This is a genomic window from Bacillus sp. F56, assembly GCF_001748205.1.
In the GTDB taxonomy this organism is placed as follows: Bacteria; Bacillota; Bacilli; order Bacillales; family Bacillaceae; genus Bacillus; species Bacillus stercoris.
The window spans coordinates 219309-237294 of the sequence record NZ_BDFC01000004.1 but is presented as its reverse complement, the minus strand read 5'-3'; the positions used below and the strand labels follow the sequence as shown (position 1 = coordinate 237294).

The window sequence follows — 17986 nt, the reverse complement described above, 5'->3', positions numbered from 1 at the left end:
AGACTGACAAAATGACACAATCTCTGACTGGTTCATATTAAGTACTTTACAACGATTCATTTCAAAAATAAAGCCTAAAACACCTAAAAAGTCCCATACTATGTGACGGTTTTTTGTCTATTTTGTTGCTTATTTATGTCGGCTGCTAGGATAAATGACCCTTTATCATCGTACATCAACACATCGTTCCTTGCGAACAAAATGCTCACACCCGCTTCAGCACTCGAGTCTCAGCATTCCGTCATAAACCGATTTTAGTCAGAATGCCTCTTTCCATTTAAGCCGGCAAGAGGAGAAAAGCTGAATAGTAAATTTTTAATATATTAATAATTTCAATTTTTTAGTATACTTAACATAGTGAACAATTTCACTGCATCAAGAATAGGGGAGGTTTTTCAATGGGAGAGCTTCAAACACACATGCAATTGCAAACGGATACAATTCACGAAGGGGTTCGAAAAGAGAATTGGTTTGCGAAAGCCATGAATATAAAAGTAGGCATCATACCGCTTCCTGTGTATGCCTTGCTGTTTATATTAATCACTGTTTTTGTTATGCATCACGATGTAAAAAGTGACATTCTGACATCCATTGCCGTCATGGCGTTTTTCGGGTTTACCTTTGCCCAAATCGGCAAATCGATACCGATTGTTCGTTCTATCGGCGGCCCGGCCATCCTAGCTACTTTTATTCCATCCGCTGTCGTGTACTATCACCTGCTGCCTAATGATATCGTCAAATCCACAACAGAATTTACAGAAAACTCAAACTTTCTATATTTGTTTATCGCCGGTATTGTCGTCGGAAGCATCCTCGGCATGAAAAGAGAAACACTCGTAAAAGCATTTATGAAAATCTTTATTCCGCTTATTGTCGGTTCTGTCACAGCCGCTATTGTCGGACTGGCTGTCGGGACTTTGCTCGGAATCGGATTTCAGCATACACTGCTGTATATCGTTATTCCTATCATGGCCGGAGGAGTCGGAGAAGGTGCTATCCCGCTGTCCATTGGCTATTCTGACATCATGCCCATTTCTCAAGGGGAAGCGTTTGCACTTGTTCTCCCATCGATTATGCTGGGCAGCCTGTGCGCGATTATTCTAGCGGGCTTGCTGAACAGAATCGGAAAGAAAAAACCGGGATTGACTGGAAACGGCAAAGTGGACCGCTCCGAAGAAGAGTCCCCTGCGCTGGAGGAATCACAGAGCGGTCAGCACATGTTCAACCTTTCTTTATTTGCGTCAGGCGGTATCCTTGCTGTTTCTTTATACTTAGTCGGCATGCTCGCCCATGATTTTTTCGGATTTCCGGCACCCGTTGCCATGCTGTTACTGGCTGTTCTAATCAAGCTGTTCAGATTGGCGCCTGCCTCAATTGAAAATGGCGCGTTTGGAGTATCCCGCTTCTTTTCAACAGCTGTGACCTACCCGCTGCTCTTTGCGATCGGGGTATCCATGACGCCGTGGGACAAGCTTATCGCTGCTTTTAACCTCAGCAATATCATTACAATTCTGTCTGTCGTTGTGACCATGATGGCCGTCGGCTTCTTCACCGGAAAATGGCTGAACATGTATCCGATTGAAACCGCCATTATTAATGCATGCCATTCAGGGCAAGGCGGCACCGGTGACGTCGCTATTTTAAGCGCGGCGGAAAGGCTTGAGCTGATGCCGTTCGCCCAGGTGTCTACCCGCATCGGGGGAGCGATTACAGTATCCTTAACCTTATTGCTGCTGCACCAATTTTATTGATACACCTCGGAGCAAGTTCTTCGGAAAACGAAAGGGCTTGCTTTTTGCATGTCCGTATTTTTGCAAGTTCCCATCCCATGCTATAGTAATAGTTGGAAATACTAGATAGAAAGGAATCTGGCATGCCTATGGGAACTCATCTATTTCTCTTTATGCTTCTCGGGCTGGGATTTTATTTGATATCAGCCCTGGCTGCAAAACTCATTCCGGCCATAGACTTCTGGATTGATATTGTGCTATGGGTCGGCGCTGCAGCTTACATCTTCTCTCATCTCTCATTCATGGACGGCATTGTCTCAATCGCGACAATGTTCTACTGCTATTGGACCGCAATGGATCTCATTGTTTCAGAACGTGCGGAAAAACCTTCGGGAGACTGGCAGGAAATCGAGCTTGCCAGAAACAAAACACGTCTCCTGTCAGACATTACGCTGACCGCCATTGTGTTTGCAGGGGCTGTTATTTTTTTCATCTATGGACCTGACCCAAGCCCTCTCAAATATGTAATCCTTCTCGGCATGATCTCCGGTGGAGGAGCACTGGTGAAGCGAATACTGAATGTTTTCAGTGTAAAGGTTTTCTATTCAGCAGCCTTAGAAAAATTGCATATCAGCTCACACTATGAAACCCGTACATATCCGCTTTACGATTTGAAGGACATTCAGCTTGAATCTACGGCTGATCTCTTAAAGCTCCATCCGCTTATGACGATGTATTCATCACGTTTAGATCTGACAACAAGCTTTCAGCAAGTCATTAAACTGTCTCTTCCCGGCGAAACACTGTTTCTGACGGTGAAGGAACCGCAAAAATGGAAAACGATTTTCCGAGAATACGCAGATGAAGAAATCAATGTGGACAATGTGATTTCTGTTTTGCCGTTTTATCATAGAAAAAATGTGAAGCGGCTGCTCGGGAAGCTTTATTTTGCCGCCAGCGTAAAAGGGATATCCGCTTACGCCTTATTGGTGCTCGTGTTATACGCATTACACGCCTCTCCATGGGTCATGGCTGCAGCGGTTATCCTGTATTGGGTATTCAACATGTATATGTCAGACCGTGTGTTGCGGGCGGCGATGGACGCCAAGCCCTGTCATCATCCGCATGTACAGGCAGCGGCTGACGAGATTTTCCGCAAGGCCGGCATTTCCCATGTCCGCATATACGAAACGGAGAGTGATGATTACAACGGAATGGCAGTCGGCATGAATGTCGGAAGGTCAATGGTCATTCTGACAAGCGCCACACTAACCCTGCCGCTACGTGTCATCGAGGGCATTCTGGCCCATGAGGCGATTCATATTAAAAAACGTGATGTACTGTCATCACAGATTTTGCGTTTTCTCTATCTTGGAGCTGTCGTTGGGATTATCCTCTTGTTTGAGCAGCATATCATCCACCCCGAGGCCCACAAAATTGCGCTTTGGGCTTTCATTATGGCAATCATTATCCTGTTTCAGCTCTATCAATCCTTTTGTTCACAATGGATGGAGGTGCGTGCTGACAACCTTGGCGCATCCTTGCTGGAGGGCGGTTACAAACAAATGGCTGAAGCCTTGAGAATCTTGGCGGTTCGGCAGGATGAGGACATACAGAAACAAAGTGCCTATAGCGCTGAAGCAGATGAAGACGAGCTTCAAATTGACTCTCTCACCCGGGATAAAAGCTGGCTTTTCAGATTGATTGATTTTCAGTTCGCCCCTCATCCTCCTATGTATTGGCGTGTCGGCACTTTATTGTCAAACAAAGGACACGGGGTGCTGAAGCGTTGGCTCAGAGACCGCCTGAAAGAATCGATCACTTTGAAATGAAACCGGTCAGCGTTTCATCCGTATAACAGATATGGTGAAAAAAGGGAGTGACGAGAAGTGATTGTGATCATCTTATTGTTTATATCTATTATTGTTTTTCTTTCAGTCATTCAGCCGCAGCCATCGGAGCATAAAAGCCGCCAGCAGGCGGACAGCGGGTATTTCGGCTATTCAGACAATGGCTCACACCATGATGGATGCAGCAGTGACGGGGGTTTCAGCGATTCCGGCTGTGGTGGCGGAGGGGGCGGCGATTAAGCGCCGCCTTTTTTTATTTCATTGATTCGATGTACGCACCAAAAGCCGAGCCTGACATGCCTGGGGACACGCGCACGCGATGGAGAGCATACATTCCTTGATCTCTCGAAGCCGCGCCCGGTTCTGTCGTCACGCCCATTTGATACCCCGTTTCTTTGGCGGCTTTCAGCGTCTCCTCATTGTAGCGCCCTACCGGATAGCTGATGATGGTGGTTTTCTGATGAAACATGTTGTCAAACAGTTTTTTCGAATCTGCCATCTCGCTTTGCTGCCGTTGAGGCGTTAACCCGTTCAGTTCAAGGTGGTCAATTGTATGGCTTTCAATCGATATGCCGTGCTGTGTCATTTCTTTCATTTGGTCCTCTGTCAGATGGTGCTTATGTCCGATCGATTTGCCGATCATAAAAATCGTCGCCTTCATCCCGTACTTTTTCAGCACCGGATACGCGTCTTGATAGTTGTCGGTGTAGCCGTCATCAAACGTAATTAGCACGCATTTCTCACTCGGCTTTTTATCCTGCGTCAGCATGAGATACGCCTCTTTTGGCGTTAATGTCTGATAGCCGTTATCGTGCAGCCACTTCATATGCGCTTCGAATTCTTTCTTTGGCACACGAAGGCTGTTTCCTGAGGAAATGCTGTGGTACATCAAAATCGGCAGCTTTGCCGGTGTCTCTGTTTTGATCCATCCGGCTGTATCGTCTTCTTTTTTCTGAACTTGTACTGCTTTTTCTTCCGGTTTCTTTTGTTCCGCTTTGGGCATCGTCTGCTCTGCATTCGCCTCTTGATCAGCGCAAGCCGCAAGAGCCAAGCAGCTTCCCAAAAGAAAGATGCTTAAGATAAAACGTTTCATTGGTTCCCTGCTTTCTGTCTATTTCTTCCTCCTTTTTCATCGGTCTGTTTCTGAGATTTTCAATAGCAAAAAACCGGACATGAAATCATGACCGGCTCACATTTAAGAAAACTGATTCAAAACCAGCGAGGTTAACAGGCCGAGTGCGGCGATTAAACCTGTCATCGGACCGCTGTCTTCGTACGCCTCAGGCATCATCGTTGAAGCAATCATCGCAATGATGCCTCCGCCCGCAAATGCTGCAATCGCTGACATGATTTCTTCAGAAGCGCCGTCGAGAAAGAAAAATCCTGACCATGAGGCAAGAATTGAAATCACGAGCACCGCGGCCCAAAGCAGCATAATTTTCGTTTTCGAGTACCCGCTGTTTTTCAGTCCTGCTGTACTAGACAGCCCTTCAGGGATGTTGCTGATAAAAATGGCGATCACCAAAAGAAAGCTGACCGATTGTTCTTCGAGAAGGCTGGCGCCAATCATAATCGATTCTGGGACAGCATCCATGATCGTGCCGATAAAAATGGCGATTCCGCCGCCGGCAGCTGTTTGTCCCGATCTTTTTCTTTGTGACGCGCCCCGTTTGGAAACCGCGTAGTCAAAAATCGTAAACACAACAGCTCCCGCAATAAATCCCGCGCCTGTCGACACGATTCCGCCCTCTGCTACTGCGTCCCCAAGAAGCTCATAAGCGGCCGCGCCTATTAATACACCTGTGCCAAAAGCCATAATATAGCCGATGATCTGTTTGCGAATCGGAAGAAACATGGACGCCAGCGCGCCCAGCAGTACAGCAGAGCCCGATATCCCGCCCCACATTGCCGCATTCCACATCTCTATCTCCCCTTTCTTACCAACCACTACCCGCTGCCGTTTTTTCCGTAAACCTCGCAAACAAAGAACAAAAAACCGGACATGTCTCCATGTCCGGTTTTGCTGATCTTATCGAATTCTCACTTCTGTCTCACTGTCAAAGAAATGGCCTTTATTCATATCAAATGCAACCGTCAGCTCATCGCCTGATTGAATATCGAGGCGGGCGTCGATCCGCGCAATAAAGTCTTGGTTGTCGATCTGCGAATAAATCATGATTTCTGAACCGAGCAGCTCTGCGACATTGATTTTTGCTTTAATCGAGGAGTTCTTATACGATTCCACGACAATCAATTCATCATGAATATCCTCAGGACGGATGCCGAAGATAACCTCTTTGCCGATGTAGCCTTTTTCACGCAGCACCTTCATTTTTCCTTCCGGCACGGTTAATGCCGCAGAACCGATTTTGATTAAGCCATCCGTGAGCTTTCCTTTGAAAAAGTTCATCGCCGGTGACCCGATAAAACCGCCGACAAAGACGTTTTCAGGAAACTCGTATACATCCTTCGGCGTCCCGATCTGCTGGATTTTCCCGTCTTTCATGACTACGATCCGTGTCGCCATCGTCAGGGCTTCTGTCTGGTCATGCGTCACATAAATCGTTGTGGTTTGCAGTCTCTGGTGGAGCTTAATGATTTCCGCCCGCATTTGCACCCTCAGCTTTGCGTCCAGGTTTGACAAAGGCTCATCCATCAGGAACACCTTTGCATCCCGCACGATTGCCCGCCCAAGCGCGACCCGCTGTCTCTGTCCTCCTGACAGCGCTTTCGGTTTACGGTGCAAATATTCCTCAAGCCCGAGAATTTTAGCGGCTTCCTCTACTCTTTTTTTAATTTCTGGCTTCGGCATTTTCCGAAGCTTCAGTCCGAACGCGATATTATCGTAGACCGTCATATGCGGATAGAGCGCGTAGTTTTGAAACACCATTGCGATATCCCTGTCCTTTGGCGCTACATCATTGACCCGTTTTCCTTCAATATAAAAATCGCCTTTCGAAATTTCTTCAAGTCCCGCGACCATCCGCAGCGTCGTTGACTTCCCGCAGCCGGACGGGCCGACGAATACGATAAATTCCTTATCGGCAATATGAAGGTTAAAGTCATCAACCGCCGGTTCCTTCTGATCATAAAATTTATAAATGTGCTCCATCCGCAATTCAGCCATCTAACATCCCCCTTTGTTATTGTAAACGCTTTCTTATATTGAGTGTAACAGCAATTTCCTCCCGCTAAAATGGGCAGCGTTCATAAAATCACCCAGCCCTTTTTCGTGCATATTTCCAATTTATTCTGAACTTTCACTTTGCAGGCAGATAAAATAGGCAAGAAGCGCGCCTTTGTACGATTTGATATCTATCCCTGACCGCTCAATAAATTTATCAATCCGATATTGCAGACTGTTGCGATGCAGATGCAGCTTTTTCGCTGTTAATGTGACGTTTGAATTGTTTTCAATAAACAGCTTAATGGTCTTCCTTAGCTCAGATTCACTGCCAAATAAAAGCTCAGCTTCTTCAGATAGCAGCGTTGCCAATTTTTCTTTTTCTGTTTCTAATAATATGAAAGGAAAAATCATCTCAAAGGTCACACTCTGCATCTGAGGCAGCCGTTTTTCAGCAAACAGAAAATACGCCTGTTCACGAGCGTAATGTTTTCGCAGGCACTCATCCGGCTCGTAAAATCTTCCCGCGTAAAAACGGACACTGAAGTAGAAATCACTTTCAAGAACCTTAGCGAGCGATTCCAGTTCGTCCTTCTCCGCCGCAGCTTCACTTTCCTGCTCAACAATGACTCCTCTGTCCTCATGGATCCACACAATCACAAAAGACACCGGCCAAAAATGGCGTACCGCTTCCGTAAAGGACGTCCTGTCTATTTTGCCGAATAAATGAAAGTGAACAAACCTTGTCCGTTTCTTTATGTTCTCCGGCAATTCTCCTCTTGAAAAAAGGAACGAAAACCACTTGTTTTCCTCCACTGATTTCACAGACATTTGATTGCCCTCATCCGCAGCCGTCAAAAATGACTGCAGCACCAATACCTCTTTTTCGCTGATCTTTGTTTTCGGAATGGAGATGTACCTCTGACTGCTCTCATCAAAAAAACATAGACAGCCTTCCCTTATGCAAAGCTCCTCAGACACAATCGAACCGGGATAAATAGCCAGCAGCGATTTCATAGAGTCTCCTCTCTTATGTAAGGATCTGTATATTCAGTATAAGGCGAAATACACATGTTCTCCACTAAAAAAGAGTATATCCGGTATAGATAGACGAAAAACTGAAAGAAAACCTCATTCGTTTACATATTGGCGTCAGCGGAAATAGAAGAGGATATGCAGGGCCAAAAGGAGGGTCATCTTATGAGTTTCGAAACGTTAAACAAAAGTTTTATCAACGGAAAATGGACTGAGGGAGAAAGCGGACGTACGGAGGACATTTTGAATCCGTATGACCAGTCTGTGATCACAACAGCATCTTTGGCAACGGGCAAACAGCTGGAGGATGCGTTTGACATTGCACAGAAAGCCCAAAAAGAGTGGGCTAAAAGCACGACGGAAGACCGAAAAGCCGTGCTGCAAAAAGCGCGCGGCTATTTACAGGAAAACCGTGATGACATCATTATGATGATCGCTCGCGAAACTGGCGGAACGATTATGAAATCAACGATCGAACTGGAACAAACGATTGCCATTTTAGATGAAGCCATGACGTATACTGGTGAATTAGGCGGCGTCAAAGAAGTTCCATCCGACATTGAGGGGAAAATCAATAAGATTTACCGCCTTCCGCTCGGTGTCATTTCATCGATTTCTCCATTTAATTTTCCGATGAATTTATCTATGAGAACGATTGCGCCCGCGATTGCGCTGGGAAACAGCGTTGTTCACAAGCCTGATATCCAAACCGCTCTTTCCGGCGGAACCATCATTGCGAAAGCGTTTGAGCACGCTGGTCTTCCTGCCGGTGTCCTTAACGTCATGCTGGCGGATGTAAAGGAAATCGGGGACGGCATGCTCACCAATCCAATCCCGAGATTAATCAGCTTTACGGGATCAACCGCAGTCGGGCGCCACATCGGTGAAATCGCCGGCCGTGCCTTCAAACGGATGGCTCTTGAGCTTGGCGGCAACAATCCATTTGCCGTCCTTTCAGATGCGGATGTCGATCGTGCTGTCGATGCCGCGATTTTCGGTAAATTTATTCACCAGGGACAAATCTGTATGATTATCAACAGGATCATCGTTCATCAGGATGTATACGATGAGTTTGTAGAAAAATTCACCTCCCGTGTCAAACAGCTTCCGTACGGTGATCAAACCGATCCGAAAACCGTTGTCGGCCCGCTGATTAACGAGCGCCAAATCGAGAAAGCGCTGGAGATCATTGAGCAGGCAAAGGCAGACGGCATAGAGCTTGCGGTTGAAGGAAAACGTGTCGGAAACGTACTCACGCCGTACGTCTTTGTCGGCGCGGACAACAACAGCAAAATTGCCCAAACGGAGCTGTTTGCCCCAATCGCAACCATTATCAAAGCCGGCAGCGATCAGGAAGCGATTGACATGGCAAATGATACCGAGTATGGCCTCAGCTCTGCGGTTTTCACTTCTGATTTAGAAAAAGGTGAAAAGCTCGCCCTGCAAATTGACAGCGGCATGACCCATGTCAACGACCAGTCCGTCAATGATTCACCGAATATTGCCTTTGGCGGAAACAAAGCAAGCGGTGTCGGCCGCTTCGGCAATCCGTGGGTCGTCGAGGAATTTACTGTGACGAAATGGATTTCGATCCAGAAGCAATACCGCAAATATCCGTTCTAAACGAAAAAATCCCTCTGCTTCAAGTACAGAGGGATTTTTCTTTATTTTGATATGTCCACAAATCCTTCACCAAACACGTCGCGTACATCATGAACGATCACAAACGCTTTTTTGTCGCAGCTTCTAATGATTTTTTTCAGCATGGACAGCTCCTGTTTGTTAATGACGATATATAAAATCTCTTTTGATTGGCCCGTATAATTTCCCTTCCCTGATAAAATTGTCACGCCCCGATCCATCAAGGTATTTACCTGCTCTGCAATCTCACTCTTATTTTCCGAAATCACCGTAATGGCTTTTTTCGTATTCAAACCTTCAATAATGAAGTCCATCACTTTCGTACCGATATACAGCATCACGATCGTAAACATCATTTTTTCCGCACCAATAATAAAATAAGAGCTAAATACTACGATTAAATCAAAAAACAAGAGCGCATAACTGATATTCCAATCTAAATATTTATTAGCAATTCTGGCCAGAATCGCGGAACCGGCTGTCGTCCCGCCGACCCGGATAATCATGCCGATTCCGACTCCCGCAAATACACCTGCGAAAATCGTATTAATAATCAATTCATCAGACGGAATGCTCCACCCATGTGTCAGATGAAGAAAAAGCGAATTTGCCGCGACCGCAATGATCGTATAAACGGTTGTTTTTCCATCCAGAAACTTGTAGCCGATTAAAAGCAAAAACGCATTTAAGATAAAGTTCGTGACACCGGGAGACCATTGAAACAGATAATACAATATCAGCGTAATCCCAGTGACTCCGCCTTCCCCAAGATCATTGGGAATCGCAAATAAATTAACCGCAAGCGCGAAGAAAAAAGCGCCAATCACAAGCATAAGTACATCCAGCATTCTCTTTTTCATCACGAAAACACTCCTTCTCATAGTTCTGTTCTAGCAAATAAAAAAACCCAGGAGAACGCTCTCGAAAAAGAGCAGAAACTCCTGGGCTTTTATCCCACCGTGTCATAACAGCCAAGCTGCTATGTGTTTTCTCTCGGTCACAGTCCAATTTGCATTGCGGAACCCTAGAAAACCACTGTTTTGATCATATCCTTTTCACTTTCCAATATTAGCATTATACGGGACGGCTCGAATTGGTTCAAGGGGTATTTGCGGAGATTTCATCAGTAAATTAATAGAATTAAAAAGATGGTCGCTGTTAATAAATAAAAGTTTTAGTCGATATGAAACAAAGTACCCCCTTTTAAGAAAAAACTAAAATCACATTTCTAATTTATCATTGACTATATGAGATTATATAGGCAAAATAGAACATATATATTAAACAATTAATTACATAGGAGGAAATATAATGTCAGGTAAACTATTGCACTGCAAAGCTTGCGGTCAAGAGATTGCAAAAGGTGTTAAAAAATGTCCAAATTGCGGTAAAGACCAACGCAACTTTTTTATGAGACATAAAATCATCACGTTAATTTTAGCAATAGTAGTCATTATCATTATTGCAAACCTTGGAAACAGCGGAGACTCTCAAGCTTCTACTACAACAACCAGCTCCACATCTAAAAAGTCGACAAAAACAGTGCAAAAGGCTGATATGGAGAAACTATATACCAATGCCAATCAATTCAAAAATTATAAAGTTGATCTGTATGTAAAAGTTTTTGACGTTGAACAGGACGATGATGGTACATATCTTCAAGGCTACAATAATCCAGAAAAGTTAAGCAAAAATACGCTTATAATGAGCGACGACTCTGATTTAGACATTAAAGATGACGACATTATTCATGTAGTCGGTACGGTGAAAGACAAATATGATGGTGAAAATGCTTTGGGCGGTTCCGTTTCAGCACCGAGAATCATTGCCGATTCCATTGAAAAAAGCAACTATGCAACAGCTTTTGCTCCAGCTCAAAAAACAATTAACGTGAATAAAACACAGAATCAGCACGGATTTGCACTCACGCTTCAAAAAGTGGAACTTGCTGAAAAAGAAACTCGCCTTTATGTAAAGATAGAAAACAAATCACAAGATGAAATCAGCTTTTATGACTTCAATGCCAAAATTACAGCTGATAATAAACAGATTGAGCCTAAATCCGACCTTTCTGAGTATCCTGAAATTCAAAGTGAAATCTTACCGGGAGTTAAAACTGAAGGAATTATTGTTTTCCCTAAAATCGACAGCAAAACGGCAAACATTATTTTAGAAGGATCTTCCGAAAACTACGATATTACAATCAATCCATTTACATTTGAAGTAAACTTAGATAAATAACAAAAGGCTGGGGAGAACCCCAGCCTTTTGTTATTTTACACTCTTATACCCATTCACATTAGATGACTGCCATCTCCAGGAATCTGCACACATTTCCTCAAGGCCGCGTTTTGCTTCCCAGCCCAGTTCCCGCTTGGCTTTCGCAGGGTCTGCGAAGCAGGTGGCGATGTCTCCCGGGCGACGGTCCGCAAAACGGTACGGAACCTCTTTCCCTGACACTTTTTCAAAGGCTTTGACCATTTCAAGCACACTGTAGCCTGTGCCTGTTCCAAGGTTGTATGCATCGGCCCCAGTGGAGTTCAATACTTTTTCCAACGCTTTGACATGGCCTTCTGCGAGATCAACGACGTGAATATAATCGCGTACGCCTGTCCCATCTTTTGTCGGATAGTCATTTCCGAATACGCTTAATTGCTCAAGCTTGCCAACGGCTACCTGTGCCACATACGGCATGAGGTTATTCGGAATTCCGTTCGGGTCTTCACCGATCCGTCCGCTTGGATGGGCACCGAACGGATTAAAGTAACGAAGCAGCGCAACGCTCCACTCGTTGTCGGCTGTATGCAAATCACGCAATATTTGTTCCAGCATGAGCTTCGTCTGTCCATAAGGGTTTGTCGCGCCTAATGGAAAGTCTTCCGTAATCGGCGATGTTTCCGGAACGCCATACACTGTCGCAGATGAACTGAATACGATTTTCTTGACGCCGTATTTCTCCATGGTCTCGCATAAAATAAACGTTCCTGTCAGATTGTTATGATAATATTTGAGCGGAATCGCAACAGATTCACCGACTGCTTTTAACCCCGCAAAATGAATCACAGCTTCGATTTCATTTTCAGCAAAAACGGAATCTACCGCTTCCCGGTCCAATAAATCCGCTTCGTAGAACGTTAAATCTTTTCCTGTAATCTTCTTTACACGGTTCAGCGCTTCAGCCGAACTGTTGGACAGATTATCAAGAACAACAATCTCGTAGCCGCTGTTCAATAGTTCAACACATGTGTGGCTGCCAATGTATCCGGCACCGCCAGTAACAAGTATTGCCATGATGTAAACCCTCCTAAAAAATGACCTGATTTCATTATATAGTGTTTAGAACCGGTCCACATCCATTTTCAAGAAGTTTAATCGTTTATTAATAGTTTCTTCATATATTATCTGCATTTTCATACCTTTATGCAGCTCGAACAAGTCTATCAGCTGAAAAATCAATCTGCCGGTTGACGTTTTTCTTTCCTATTTTCGCTATGCTTAATGCAGAAAGGATTTGATGACATGGCGATGAGCCCATCTATTTTGATTGTCTTTATTCTTATTATTTTATCGATGTACCGGGAGAGAACTGTCAGACCCGGGAAGTTGCTGATCATTCCGCTGCTGCTCTTATGGGGCGTATCCGCATCGTTTCAGCCGGCGTATTTTCATTCCGTATTACATGTGGCGATCAGCGGCATTTTATTACTGATCGGGCTGGCCTGCGGATTTGGCATTGGAAAGATGGTAAACGTGCGGATTCACCCGGAAACCGGAAAGGTCACTTCACGCGGCTCCCTTGGAAGTGTTATTCTCATTCTAGTGATACTTTCTTTGCGCATGGCCGCGAGAACATGGCTTCCTGAGAGCAACGAGATGTTTATTGCCATTATTCATTCTATGTTCTTCATTCCCCTCGGCACCATCACAGCCCGTAACATTATGCTTTATAAAGCATACAGACGGCTGACCGCTGGCAAAGTATCCATTCAATAACTGAAAGAAGGACCAGCATGAACGGACTATCTCCGGCTCGGCACTACAAGAAGCTTGTGCCGAGCCTTATTCTCATTTTGAATTGCATACAGTTTTTATCTCACCCAGCCAAAGCTGACCCCATCTTGTTGGCATTTGTATTTGCGGTGTACTTAGCATTCATTTGGGTCATTCCCTATGTGGCATCCACTGCTGTTCATTTGAGCATATTCGTCGGGCTTTGGCTCCTGACCGTTTTTCTTTGGGCTGTTTCCGGCCAAGAGCAGGGAGCCGCCTTTTTCTTACTCGTATTTTTAATGGTTTATGCGGCCATAAAGCTCCCTGCACGGCTGTCTTTGATCTTTACAGTGTGCCTAATTGGGGGCAATGTTTTCTTTTTGTATACTGTTTTTGACACCAGCTGGGACGATATCGTCAGCAACATCTCGATCATGATCGGGTTGTACGTCCTCTTCTCCTCCATGCGTTTCAGACGAGAAGCGAGAAAGGAGGCTGATCGAAATCATGCTGAATTGGCGAAAATGCATGTGCAGCTGGAGCATGCTCATCAAGAACTCCAGAAAGCGCATGCAGAGCTGCAGGAGGCCTCTGTTCTTTCATTAAGGTACGCGGTCCTCGAGGAGCGTACAAGAATTGCCCGAGACATTCATGACAGCATCGGCCATGAGCTGACTTCTGTGATTGTTCAGCTTCAATCTCTTCCCTATATCCTCAAAAGCAGCGAGGAGGACCCAGAAAAAGTCATTCAAAATGTACTGAGTGTCGCCAGAGAATGTCTTCAAGAAGTGCGGTCTGTCGTTCACCAAATGGGCCGTAGTGAATCGATGGTGGGGCTTACCGCTTTGCGGGGGCTGATTCATCAAGTGGAGGAACGGAGCGGCTTGCACGTTTCTTTAGATACTGCCGGACTGTCAGAAGAGTTTTGGCCTCAAAACATAAGCGAAACGATTTACCGCATCTTGCAGGAAGCGCTGACCAATATCATTCGTCACGCCGACGCTTCTCATGCGGCGACTGTCATTTCTAACGACCAGACCCATCTCTATGTCACAATCACCGACGACGGACAATTCACCGGCAGCCTTACTTATGGATTTGGCCTGACAGGAATGAAAGAACGCGCTGAAAAAGCAGGCGGTTCTCTTACCTTTAGCGCCGTGCAGCCGAGCGGCCTGCAAATTAAGCTGTCATTGCCGCTCACGACAACGAATAAGGAGCAAAAAGATGAACAAAGATAAAATACGCGTCGCGCTTGCCGATGATCAGCCGCTTGTGCGTGAAGGCTTCCGGTACGTCATCAACGCCCAGACGGATATGACAGTTTCTGGCGAGGCCGGCGACGGTCACGATATTATAGCACTCGCAAAACAAACAAAACCTGACGTCATCCTCATGGATGTCCAGATGCCGCATTGCTCAGGCATCGAAGCGGCGAAAGACATCATGTCCGCCCTTCCAGATACAAAGATTGTCATTTTAACGACCTTTGACACGGAGGAATATGTATTTGAAGGCATCCGTGCAGGCGCAGTCGGCTATTTGCTGAAGGATGCGCTTCCTGAAGAATTGATAGATGCGATTCGCGCTGCGGCCAAGGGCGAGGCGATTTTCCGCACAGTCACGGCCGCTAAAATTATTAGTGAGACATTTCGGGCGAAACAGCAAACTCATGTCGAAGAACTGGCAGAGCCGTTCACCAAAAGAGAGCTCGAGGTTCTTCAGCAAATGGCCTACGGGCTGAGAAATGAGGACATTGCGGAAAAGCTTTTCGTCAGTGAAAGCACCGTGAAAACCCACGTGCACCGCATCCTGCAAAAATGCAATGCCCAAGACCGGACACAGGCAGTCGTTTTTGCCATTCGAAACGGTATTGTGCAATAGAAATCTCTCAACCCGCCATGATAAAATAAGACAAAGGAGATGATTGGAAATGAAAGAAGAAATCATTGAACGGTTTACTACATATGTAAAAGTCGACACACAGTCCGATGAATCCGTTGACACCTGCCCTTCCACACCCGGCCAATTGACATTAGGAAACATGCTCGTTGATGAGTTGAAGTCCATCGGCATGCAGGATGCAGCCATTGATGAAAACGGCTATGTCATGGCGACGCTCCCCTCCAATACTGAAAAAGACGTGCCGACAATCGGCTTTCTCGCTCACGTCGACACCGCTACAGACTTTACCGGCAAAAACGTGAATCCGCAAATCATCGAAAGCTATGATGGTAATGACATCGTTCTTAACGAACAGCTGCAGGTTACCCTGTCACCTGATCAATTCCCTGAGCTGTCTGGCTATAAGGGCCACACACTCATCACCACAGACGGCACCACCCTTCTCGGCGCAGACAATAAGGCCGGTATCGCTGAAATCATGACGGCCATGGATTACCTCATCAAACACCCAGAAATCAAGCACGGCACAATCAGAGTCGCCTTTACGCCTGATGAAGAAATCGGAAGAGGACCGCACAAATTTGATGTGAAACGGTTTAATGCATCCTTTGCCTACACGGTTGACGGCGGCCCGCTCGGCGAGCTTGAATACGAAAGTTTCAATGCCGCTGCCGCGAAAATTACGATTAAAGGCAACAACGTTCATCCCGGAACGGCAAAAGGGAAAATGATCAACTCTGCGAAAATCGCGATGAAGCTGAACAGCCTGCTGCCGGCAGACGAAGCGCCTGAATATACAGAAGGCTATGAAGGCTTCTACCATCTGCTGTCGATTCAAGGAGACGTAGAGGAAACAAAGCTTCACTACATTATCAGAGACTTTGACAAAGAGAACTTCCAAAGCAGAAAAGAAACAATGAAGCGCGCCGTTGAAGAACTTCAGAACGAATACGGGCAAGACCGGATTTTGCTGGATATGAACGACCAGTACTACAACATGAGAGAGAAAATTGAACCTGTCATCGAAATCGTCAACATTGCCAAGCAAGCGATGGAAAACCTCGGCATCGAACCGAAAATTTCCCCCATCCGCGGCGGCACCGACGGATCGCAGCTATCCTACATGGGACTTCCGACGCCAAACATCTTTACCGGCGGGGAAAACTTCCACGGCAAATTTGAATACATCTCAGCTGATAACATGGTCAAAGCCGTAAATGTCATCGTTGAGATTGCAAAGCTGTTTGAAGAGCAAGCGTAATGCCAAAAGCCAGTCCAAAAAAGGGCTGGTTTTTTTTATGTGAAAATGAAACATTTTAAACACGTCCTCCGTAAAACAAGTATCAACAAATGAGGAGGAAAAACAATGACAAAACATGCAATTGCTGCAAAGAGCCTATTGAAAAAATGGATCATTTCCAGGCCGCTTAACACGCAAAAGAAATCCAGCCCATTTCAAAAAATCAGAAAAATGTTCAAACGCTTCTTCTGACCAGTCATCCAAATCCCCAAAACAAAATCCGCATTCTCTCGTACCGCCCAAATGCTCCGTAATTTGGGTTTTTTGTGTTCAATTCCGCAAAATAGGGTATAAACTAATTAAGAAAGATAACGGCATCCAAAAACAGGTAATTTGAATTACTTTAATTTAGGTTAAAAGTTATATAAAGGAATTCATTTTATCGTCGATAGTAACTATAGAACCAATCATCAACAAGAACAATCACCATAATTCAAGACTATTTTCAGGTCATCAGGTTAGACTGTTTTTGAGGGGCAGTTATTTATTTTTATTTGATTTAGAATTTTTTGAATACTTTTTGACTTTTTATCCGTACAATAGAGAGTACCAAAACTTTTTTTGGGAGGTATGTAATATGATCCTATTTATTATCATCGCTTTATGCGGCTATCTTCTTTTTTCTTTCAGCAAGGACAATCGCCGCAAACCGCAAAAGACAAGCCCTCTTCCAGCAGCCGCATCTCATCACAACAACCTAATCGACCTTGACGCTATCCGCCAAAAACGCCGGATGCATCTTTCCTAATTCTATATTTCAAACGAAAAGGCTGCGGAATGACGCAGCCTTTTAAAATTATGTTGAGATAGAGCCTGAAACCTTTTTATCCTCTATCCGTAATTTCATACAAGGCAAATCCAAAAGGAGACTTCTGCAATGATCGAGTTATTTATGAAACAAAAAATGTTCTCATTTAAAGATGCATTCCACATTTATGACCGGGATGAACAAGAAATCTTCAAGGTAGAGGGGCGTTTTTTCTCGTTAGGGGACTCATTACAAATGACAGATTCATCCGGTAAAACGCTCGTTTCCATAGAACAAAAACTCATGTCTTTATTGCCGCGCTATGAGATTTCAATTGGTGGGAAAACGGTTTGTGAGGTAACGAAGAAAGTAACGTTTTTCAAACCGAAATTTGTGATTTCCGGCCTTAACTGGGAAATCGATGGTGACTTATGGAGGGATGAATTCCAGCTGACGGACGGGGAAAATGTCCGGATGTCAGTGAGCAAAAAGTGGCTCAGCTGGGGTGATTCCTATCATTTGCAGATTGCAAACGAGGAAGATGTTCTGATTTGCACTGCCATCGCGATCGTTCTTGATATGGTTTTATATAACGATGAAGATGAAAGTATTTTCTAAAAAGCATTGACAATTGATCCAAAAGTAATAATATTAAGATAATTG

The 17986-nt window shown here is 45.0% G+C and carries 18 protein-coding genes and 1 riboswitch; of the genes, 12 read left to right on the top strand and 6 right to left on the bottom strand.

The annotated features are described in order from the left end of the window. The first annotated feature begins 398 nt into the window (after positions 1–398). The 3 genes from cimH to BFW96_RS01325 all read left to right on the top strand — a co-directional run bounded on the left by cimH (position 399) and on the right by BFW96_RS01325 (position 3820). A complete protein-coding gene (gene cimH, locus BFW96_RS01335; protein ID WP_069838423.1) occupies positions 399–1751 on the top strand; it encodes a citrate/malate transporter CimH in 1353 nt (450 codons plus the stop codon). A 122-nt stretch (positions 1752–1873) separates the two neighbouring features. Beyond that, positions 1874–3562 (top strand): M56 family metallopeptidase, encoded by a 1689-nt coding sequence (locus tag BFW96_RS01330; protein ID WP_083252776.1) that lies wholly within the window; start codon positions 1874–1876, stop codon positions 3560–3562. A gap of 57 nt (positions 3563–3619) precedes the next feature. After that, positions 3620–3820 (top strand): hypothetical protein, encoded by a 201-nt coding sequence (locus tag BFW96_RS01325; RefSeq protein WP_069838421.1) that lies wholly within the window; start codon positions 3620–3622, stop codon positions 3818–3820. 13 nt (positions 3821–3833) lie between these two features. On the opposite strand, the gene BFW96_RS01320 is transcribed toward BFW96_RS01325, so the two are convergent. From BFW96_RS01320 to BFW96_RS01305, 4 genes are all read right to left on the bottom strand, one after another. Next, positions 3834–4673: a polysaccharide deacetylase family protein gene (locus BFW96_RS01320; RefSeq protein WP_069838420.1), complete on the bottom strand. Its 840-nt coding sequence runs from the start codon at positions 4671–4673 to the stop codon at positions 3834–3836. A 102-nt stretch (positions 4674–4775) separates the two neighbouring features. Further along, entirely contained in the window at positions 4776–5501 is a 726-nt protein-coding gene (locus tag BFW96_RS01315; protein ID WP_041521454.1) for a ZIP family metal transporter, read from the bottom strand. A 108-nt stretch (positions 5502–5609) separates the two neighbouring features. Then, positions 5610–6707, bottom strand: a complete 1098-nt coding sequence (gene msmX / locus BFW96_RS01310; protein WP_003242648.1) for a maltodextrin ABC transporter ATP-binding protein MsmX — start codon at positions 6705–6707, stop codon at positions 5610–5612. Positions 6708–6827: 120 nt separating this feature from the next. Then, a complete protein-coding gene (locus tag BFW96_RS01305; RefSeq protein WP_069838419.1) occupies positions 6828–7721 on the bottom strand; it encodes a PucR family transcriptional regulator in 894 nt (297 codons plus the stop codon). Positions 7722–7904: 183 nt separating this feature from the next. Between BFW96_RS01305 and BFW96_RS01300 the strand changes: the two genes are divergently transcribed. Next, on the top strand, positions 7905–9362 hold the full coding sequence (locus BFW96_RS01300) for an aldehyde dehydrogenase family protein (protein ID WP_069838418.1): 1458 nt from the start codon (positions 7905–7907) through the stop codon (positions 9360–9362). 41 nt (positions 9363–9403) lie between these two features. Here BFW96_RS01300 and BFW96_RS01295 read toward each other — a convergent pair whose 3' ends face one another. Further along, complete coding sequence (locus tag BFW96_RS01295) at positions 9404–10240, bottom strand: YitT family protein (protein WP_003242615.1); 837 nt, start codon at positions 10238–10240, stop codon at positions 9404–9406. Between the two features lie 76 nt (positions 10241–10316). Further along, a riboswitch (guanidine-I (ykkC/yxkD leader) is annotated at positions 10317–10419 on the bottom strand. A 272-nt stretch (positions 10420–10691) separates the two neighbouring features. On the opposite strand from BFW96_RS01295, the gene BFW96_RS01290 reads away from it, so the two are divergent. Further along, positions 10692–11621, top strand: coding sequence for a zinc ribbon domain-containing protein (locus BFW96_RS01290; RefSeq protein WP_083252775.1), 930 nt, complete (start codon positions 10692–10694; stop codon positions 11619–11621). A 30-nt stretch (positions 11622–11651) separates the two neighbouring features. Here the strand turns inward: BFW96_RS01290 and galE are convergent, their stop codons facing one another. Next, on the bottom strand, positions 11652–12671 hold the full coding sequence (galE, locus tag BFW96_RS01285; protein ID WP_069838417.1) for a UDP-glucose 4-epimerase GalE: 1020 nt from the start codon (positions 12669–12671) through the stop codon (positions 11652–11654). 228 nt (positions 12672–12899) lie between these two features. On the opposite strand from galE, the gene BFW96_RS01280 reads away from it, so the two are divergent. From BFW96_RS01280 to BFW96_RS01250, 7 genes are all read left to right on the top strand, one after another. Beyond that, positions 12900–13373 (top strand): CcdC protein domain-containing protein, encoded by a 474-nt coding sequence (locus tag BFW96_RS01280; protein ID WP_069838416.1) that lies wholly within the window; start codon positions 12900–12902, stop codon positions 13371–13373. 17 nt (positions 13374–13390) lie between these two features. Further along, positions 13391–14611 carry a sensor histidine kinase gene (locus BFW96_RS01275; protein WP_069838415.1) on the top strand — a complete coding sequence of 407 codons (1221 nt, stop codon included), beginning with the start codon at positions 13391–13393 and terminating at the stop codon, positions 14609–14611. Beyond that, positions 14598–15254, top strand: coding sequence for a two-component system response regulator YxJL (yxjL, locus tag BFW96_RS01270; RefSeq protein ID WP_069838414.1), 657 nt, complete (start codon positions 14598–14600; stop codon positions 15252–15254). Before BFW96_RS01275 ends, yxjL begins: the two co-directional genes overlap by 14 nt. Positions 15255–15303: 49 nt before the next feature. Then, positions 15304–16536 carry a peptidase T gene (gene pepT, locus BFW96_RS01265; protein ID WP_069838413.1) on the top strand — a complete coding sequence of 411 codons (1233 nt, stop codon included), beginning with the start codon at positions 15304–15306 and terminating at the stop codon, positions 16534–16536. A gap of 105 nt (positions 16537–16641) precedes the next feature. Beyond that, the gene (locus BFW96_RS22000) at positions 16642–16767 is read left to right on the top strand and encodes a hypothetical protein (RefSeq protein ID WP_014665931.1); all 126 of its coding nucleotides are present in this window, start codon (positions 16642–16644) and stop codon (positions 16765–16767) included. Positions 16768–17044: 277 nt separating this feature from the next. Then, positions 17045–17323 carry a hypothetical protein gene (locus BFW96_RS20880; RefSeq protein ID WP_080478290.1) on the top strand — a complete coding sequence of 93 codons (279 nt, stop codon included), beginning with the start codon at positions 17045–17047 and terminating at the stop codon, positions 17321–17323. A gap of 129 nt (positions 17324–17452) precedes the next feature. Beyond that, positions 17453–17941, top strand: coding sequence for an LURP-one-related/scramblase family protein (locus BFW96_RS01250; RefSeq protein WP_014665933.1), 489 nt, complete (start codon positions 17453–17455; stop codon positions 17939–17941). Positions 17942–17986 lie beyond the last annotated feature (45 nt).

Bases quoted from the DNA above. Each gene is read 5' to 3' on its own strand.
- BFW96_RS01305 (WP_069838419.1), bottom strand. From the start codon at position 7,721: ATGAAATCGCTGCTGGCTATTTATCCCGGTTCGATTGTGTCTGAGGAG.
- BFW96_RS01275 (WP_069838415.1), top strand. From the start codon at position 13,391: ATGAACGGACTATCTCCGGCTCGGCACTACAAGAAGCTTGTGCCGAGC.
- pepT (WP_069838413.1), top strand. From the start codon at position 15,304: ATGAAAGAAGAAATCATTGAACGGTTTACTACATATGTAAAAGTCGAC.
- yxjL (WP_069838414.1), top strand. From the start codon at position 14,598: ATGAACAAAGATAAAATACGCGTCGCGCTTGCCGATGATCAGCCGCTT.
- BFW96_RS01280 (WP_069838416.1), top strand. From the start codon at position 12,900: ATGGCGATGAGCCCATCTATTTTGATTGTCTTTATTCTTATTATTTTA.
- galE (WP_069838417.1), bottom strand. From the start codon at position 12,671: ATGGCAATACTTGTTACTGGCGGTGCCGGATACATTGGCAGCCACACA.
- BFW96_RS01300 (WP_069838418.1), top strand. From the start codon at position 7,905: ATGAGTTTCGAAACGTTAAACAAAAGTTTTATCAACGGAAAATGGACT.
- BFW96_RS01315 (WP_041521454.1), bottom strand. From the start codon at position 5,501: ATGTGGAATGCGGCAATGTGGGGCGGGATATCGGGCTCTGCTGTACTG.
- msmX (WP_003242648.1), bottom strand. From the start codon at position 6,707: ATGGCTGAATTGCGGATGGAGCACATTTATAAATTTTATGATCAGAAG.
- BFW96_RS01295 (WP_003242615.1), bottom strand. From the start codon at position 10,240: ATGAAAAAGAGAATGCTGGATGTACTTATGCTTGTGATTGGCGCTTTT.
- BFW96_RS22000 (WP_014665931.1), top strand. From the start codon at position 16,642: ATGACAAAACATGCAATTGCTGCAAAGAGCCTATTGAAAAAATGGATC.
- BFW96_RS01320 (WP_069838420.1), bottom strand. From the start codon at position 4,673: ATGAAACGTTTTATCTTAAGCATCTTTCTTTTGGGAAGCTGCTTGGCT.
- cimH (WP_069838423.1), top strand. From the start codon at position 399: ATGGGAGAGCTTCAAACACACATGCAATTGCAAACGGATACAATTCAC.
- BFW96_RS01290 (WP_083252775.1), top strand. From the start codon at position 10,692: ATGTCAGGTAAACTATTGCACTGCAAAGCTTGCGGTCAAGAGATTGCA.
- BFW96_RS01250 (WP_014665933.1), top strand. From the start codon at position 17,453: ATGATCGAGTTATTTATGAAACAAAAAATGTTCTCATTTAAAGATGCA.
- BFW96_RS01330 (WP_083252776.1), top strand. From the start codon at position 1,874: ATGCCTATGGGAACTCATCTATTTCTCTTTATGCTTCTCGGGCTGGGA.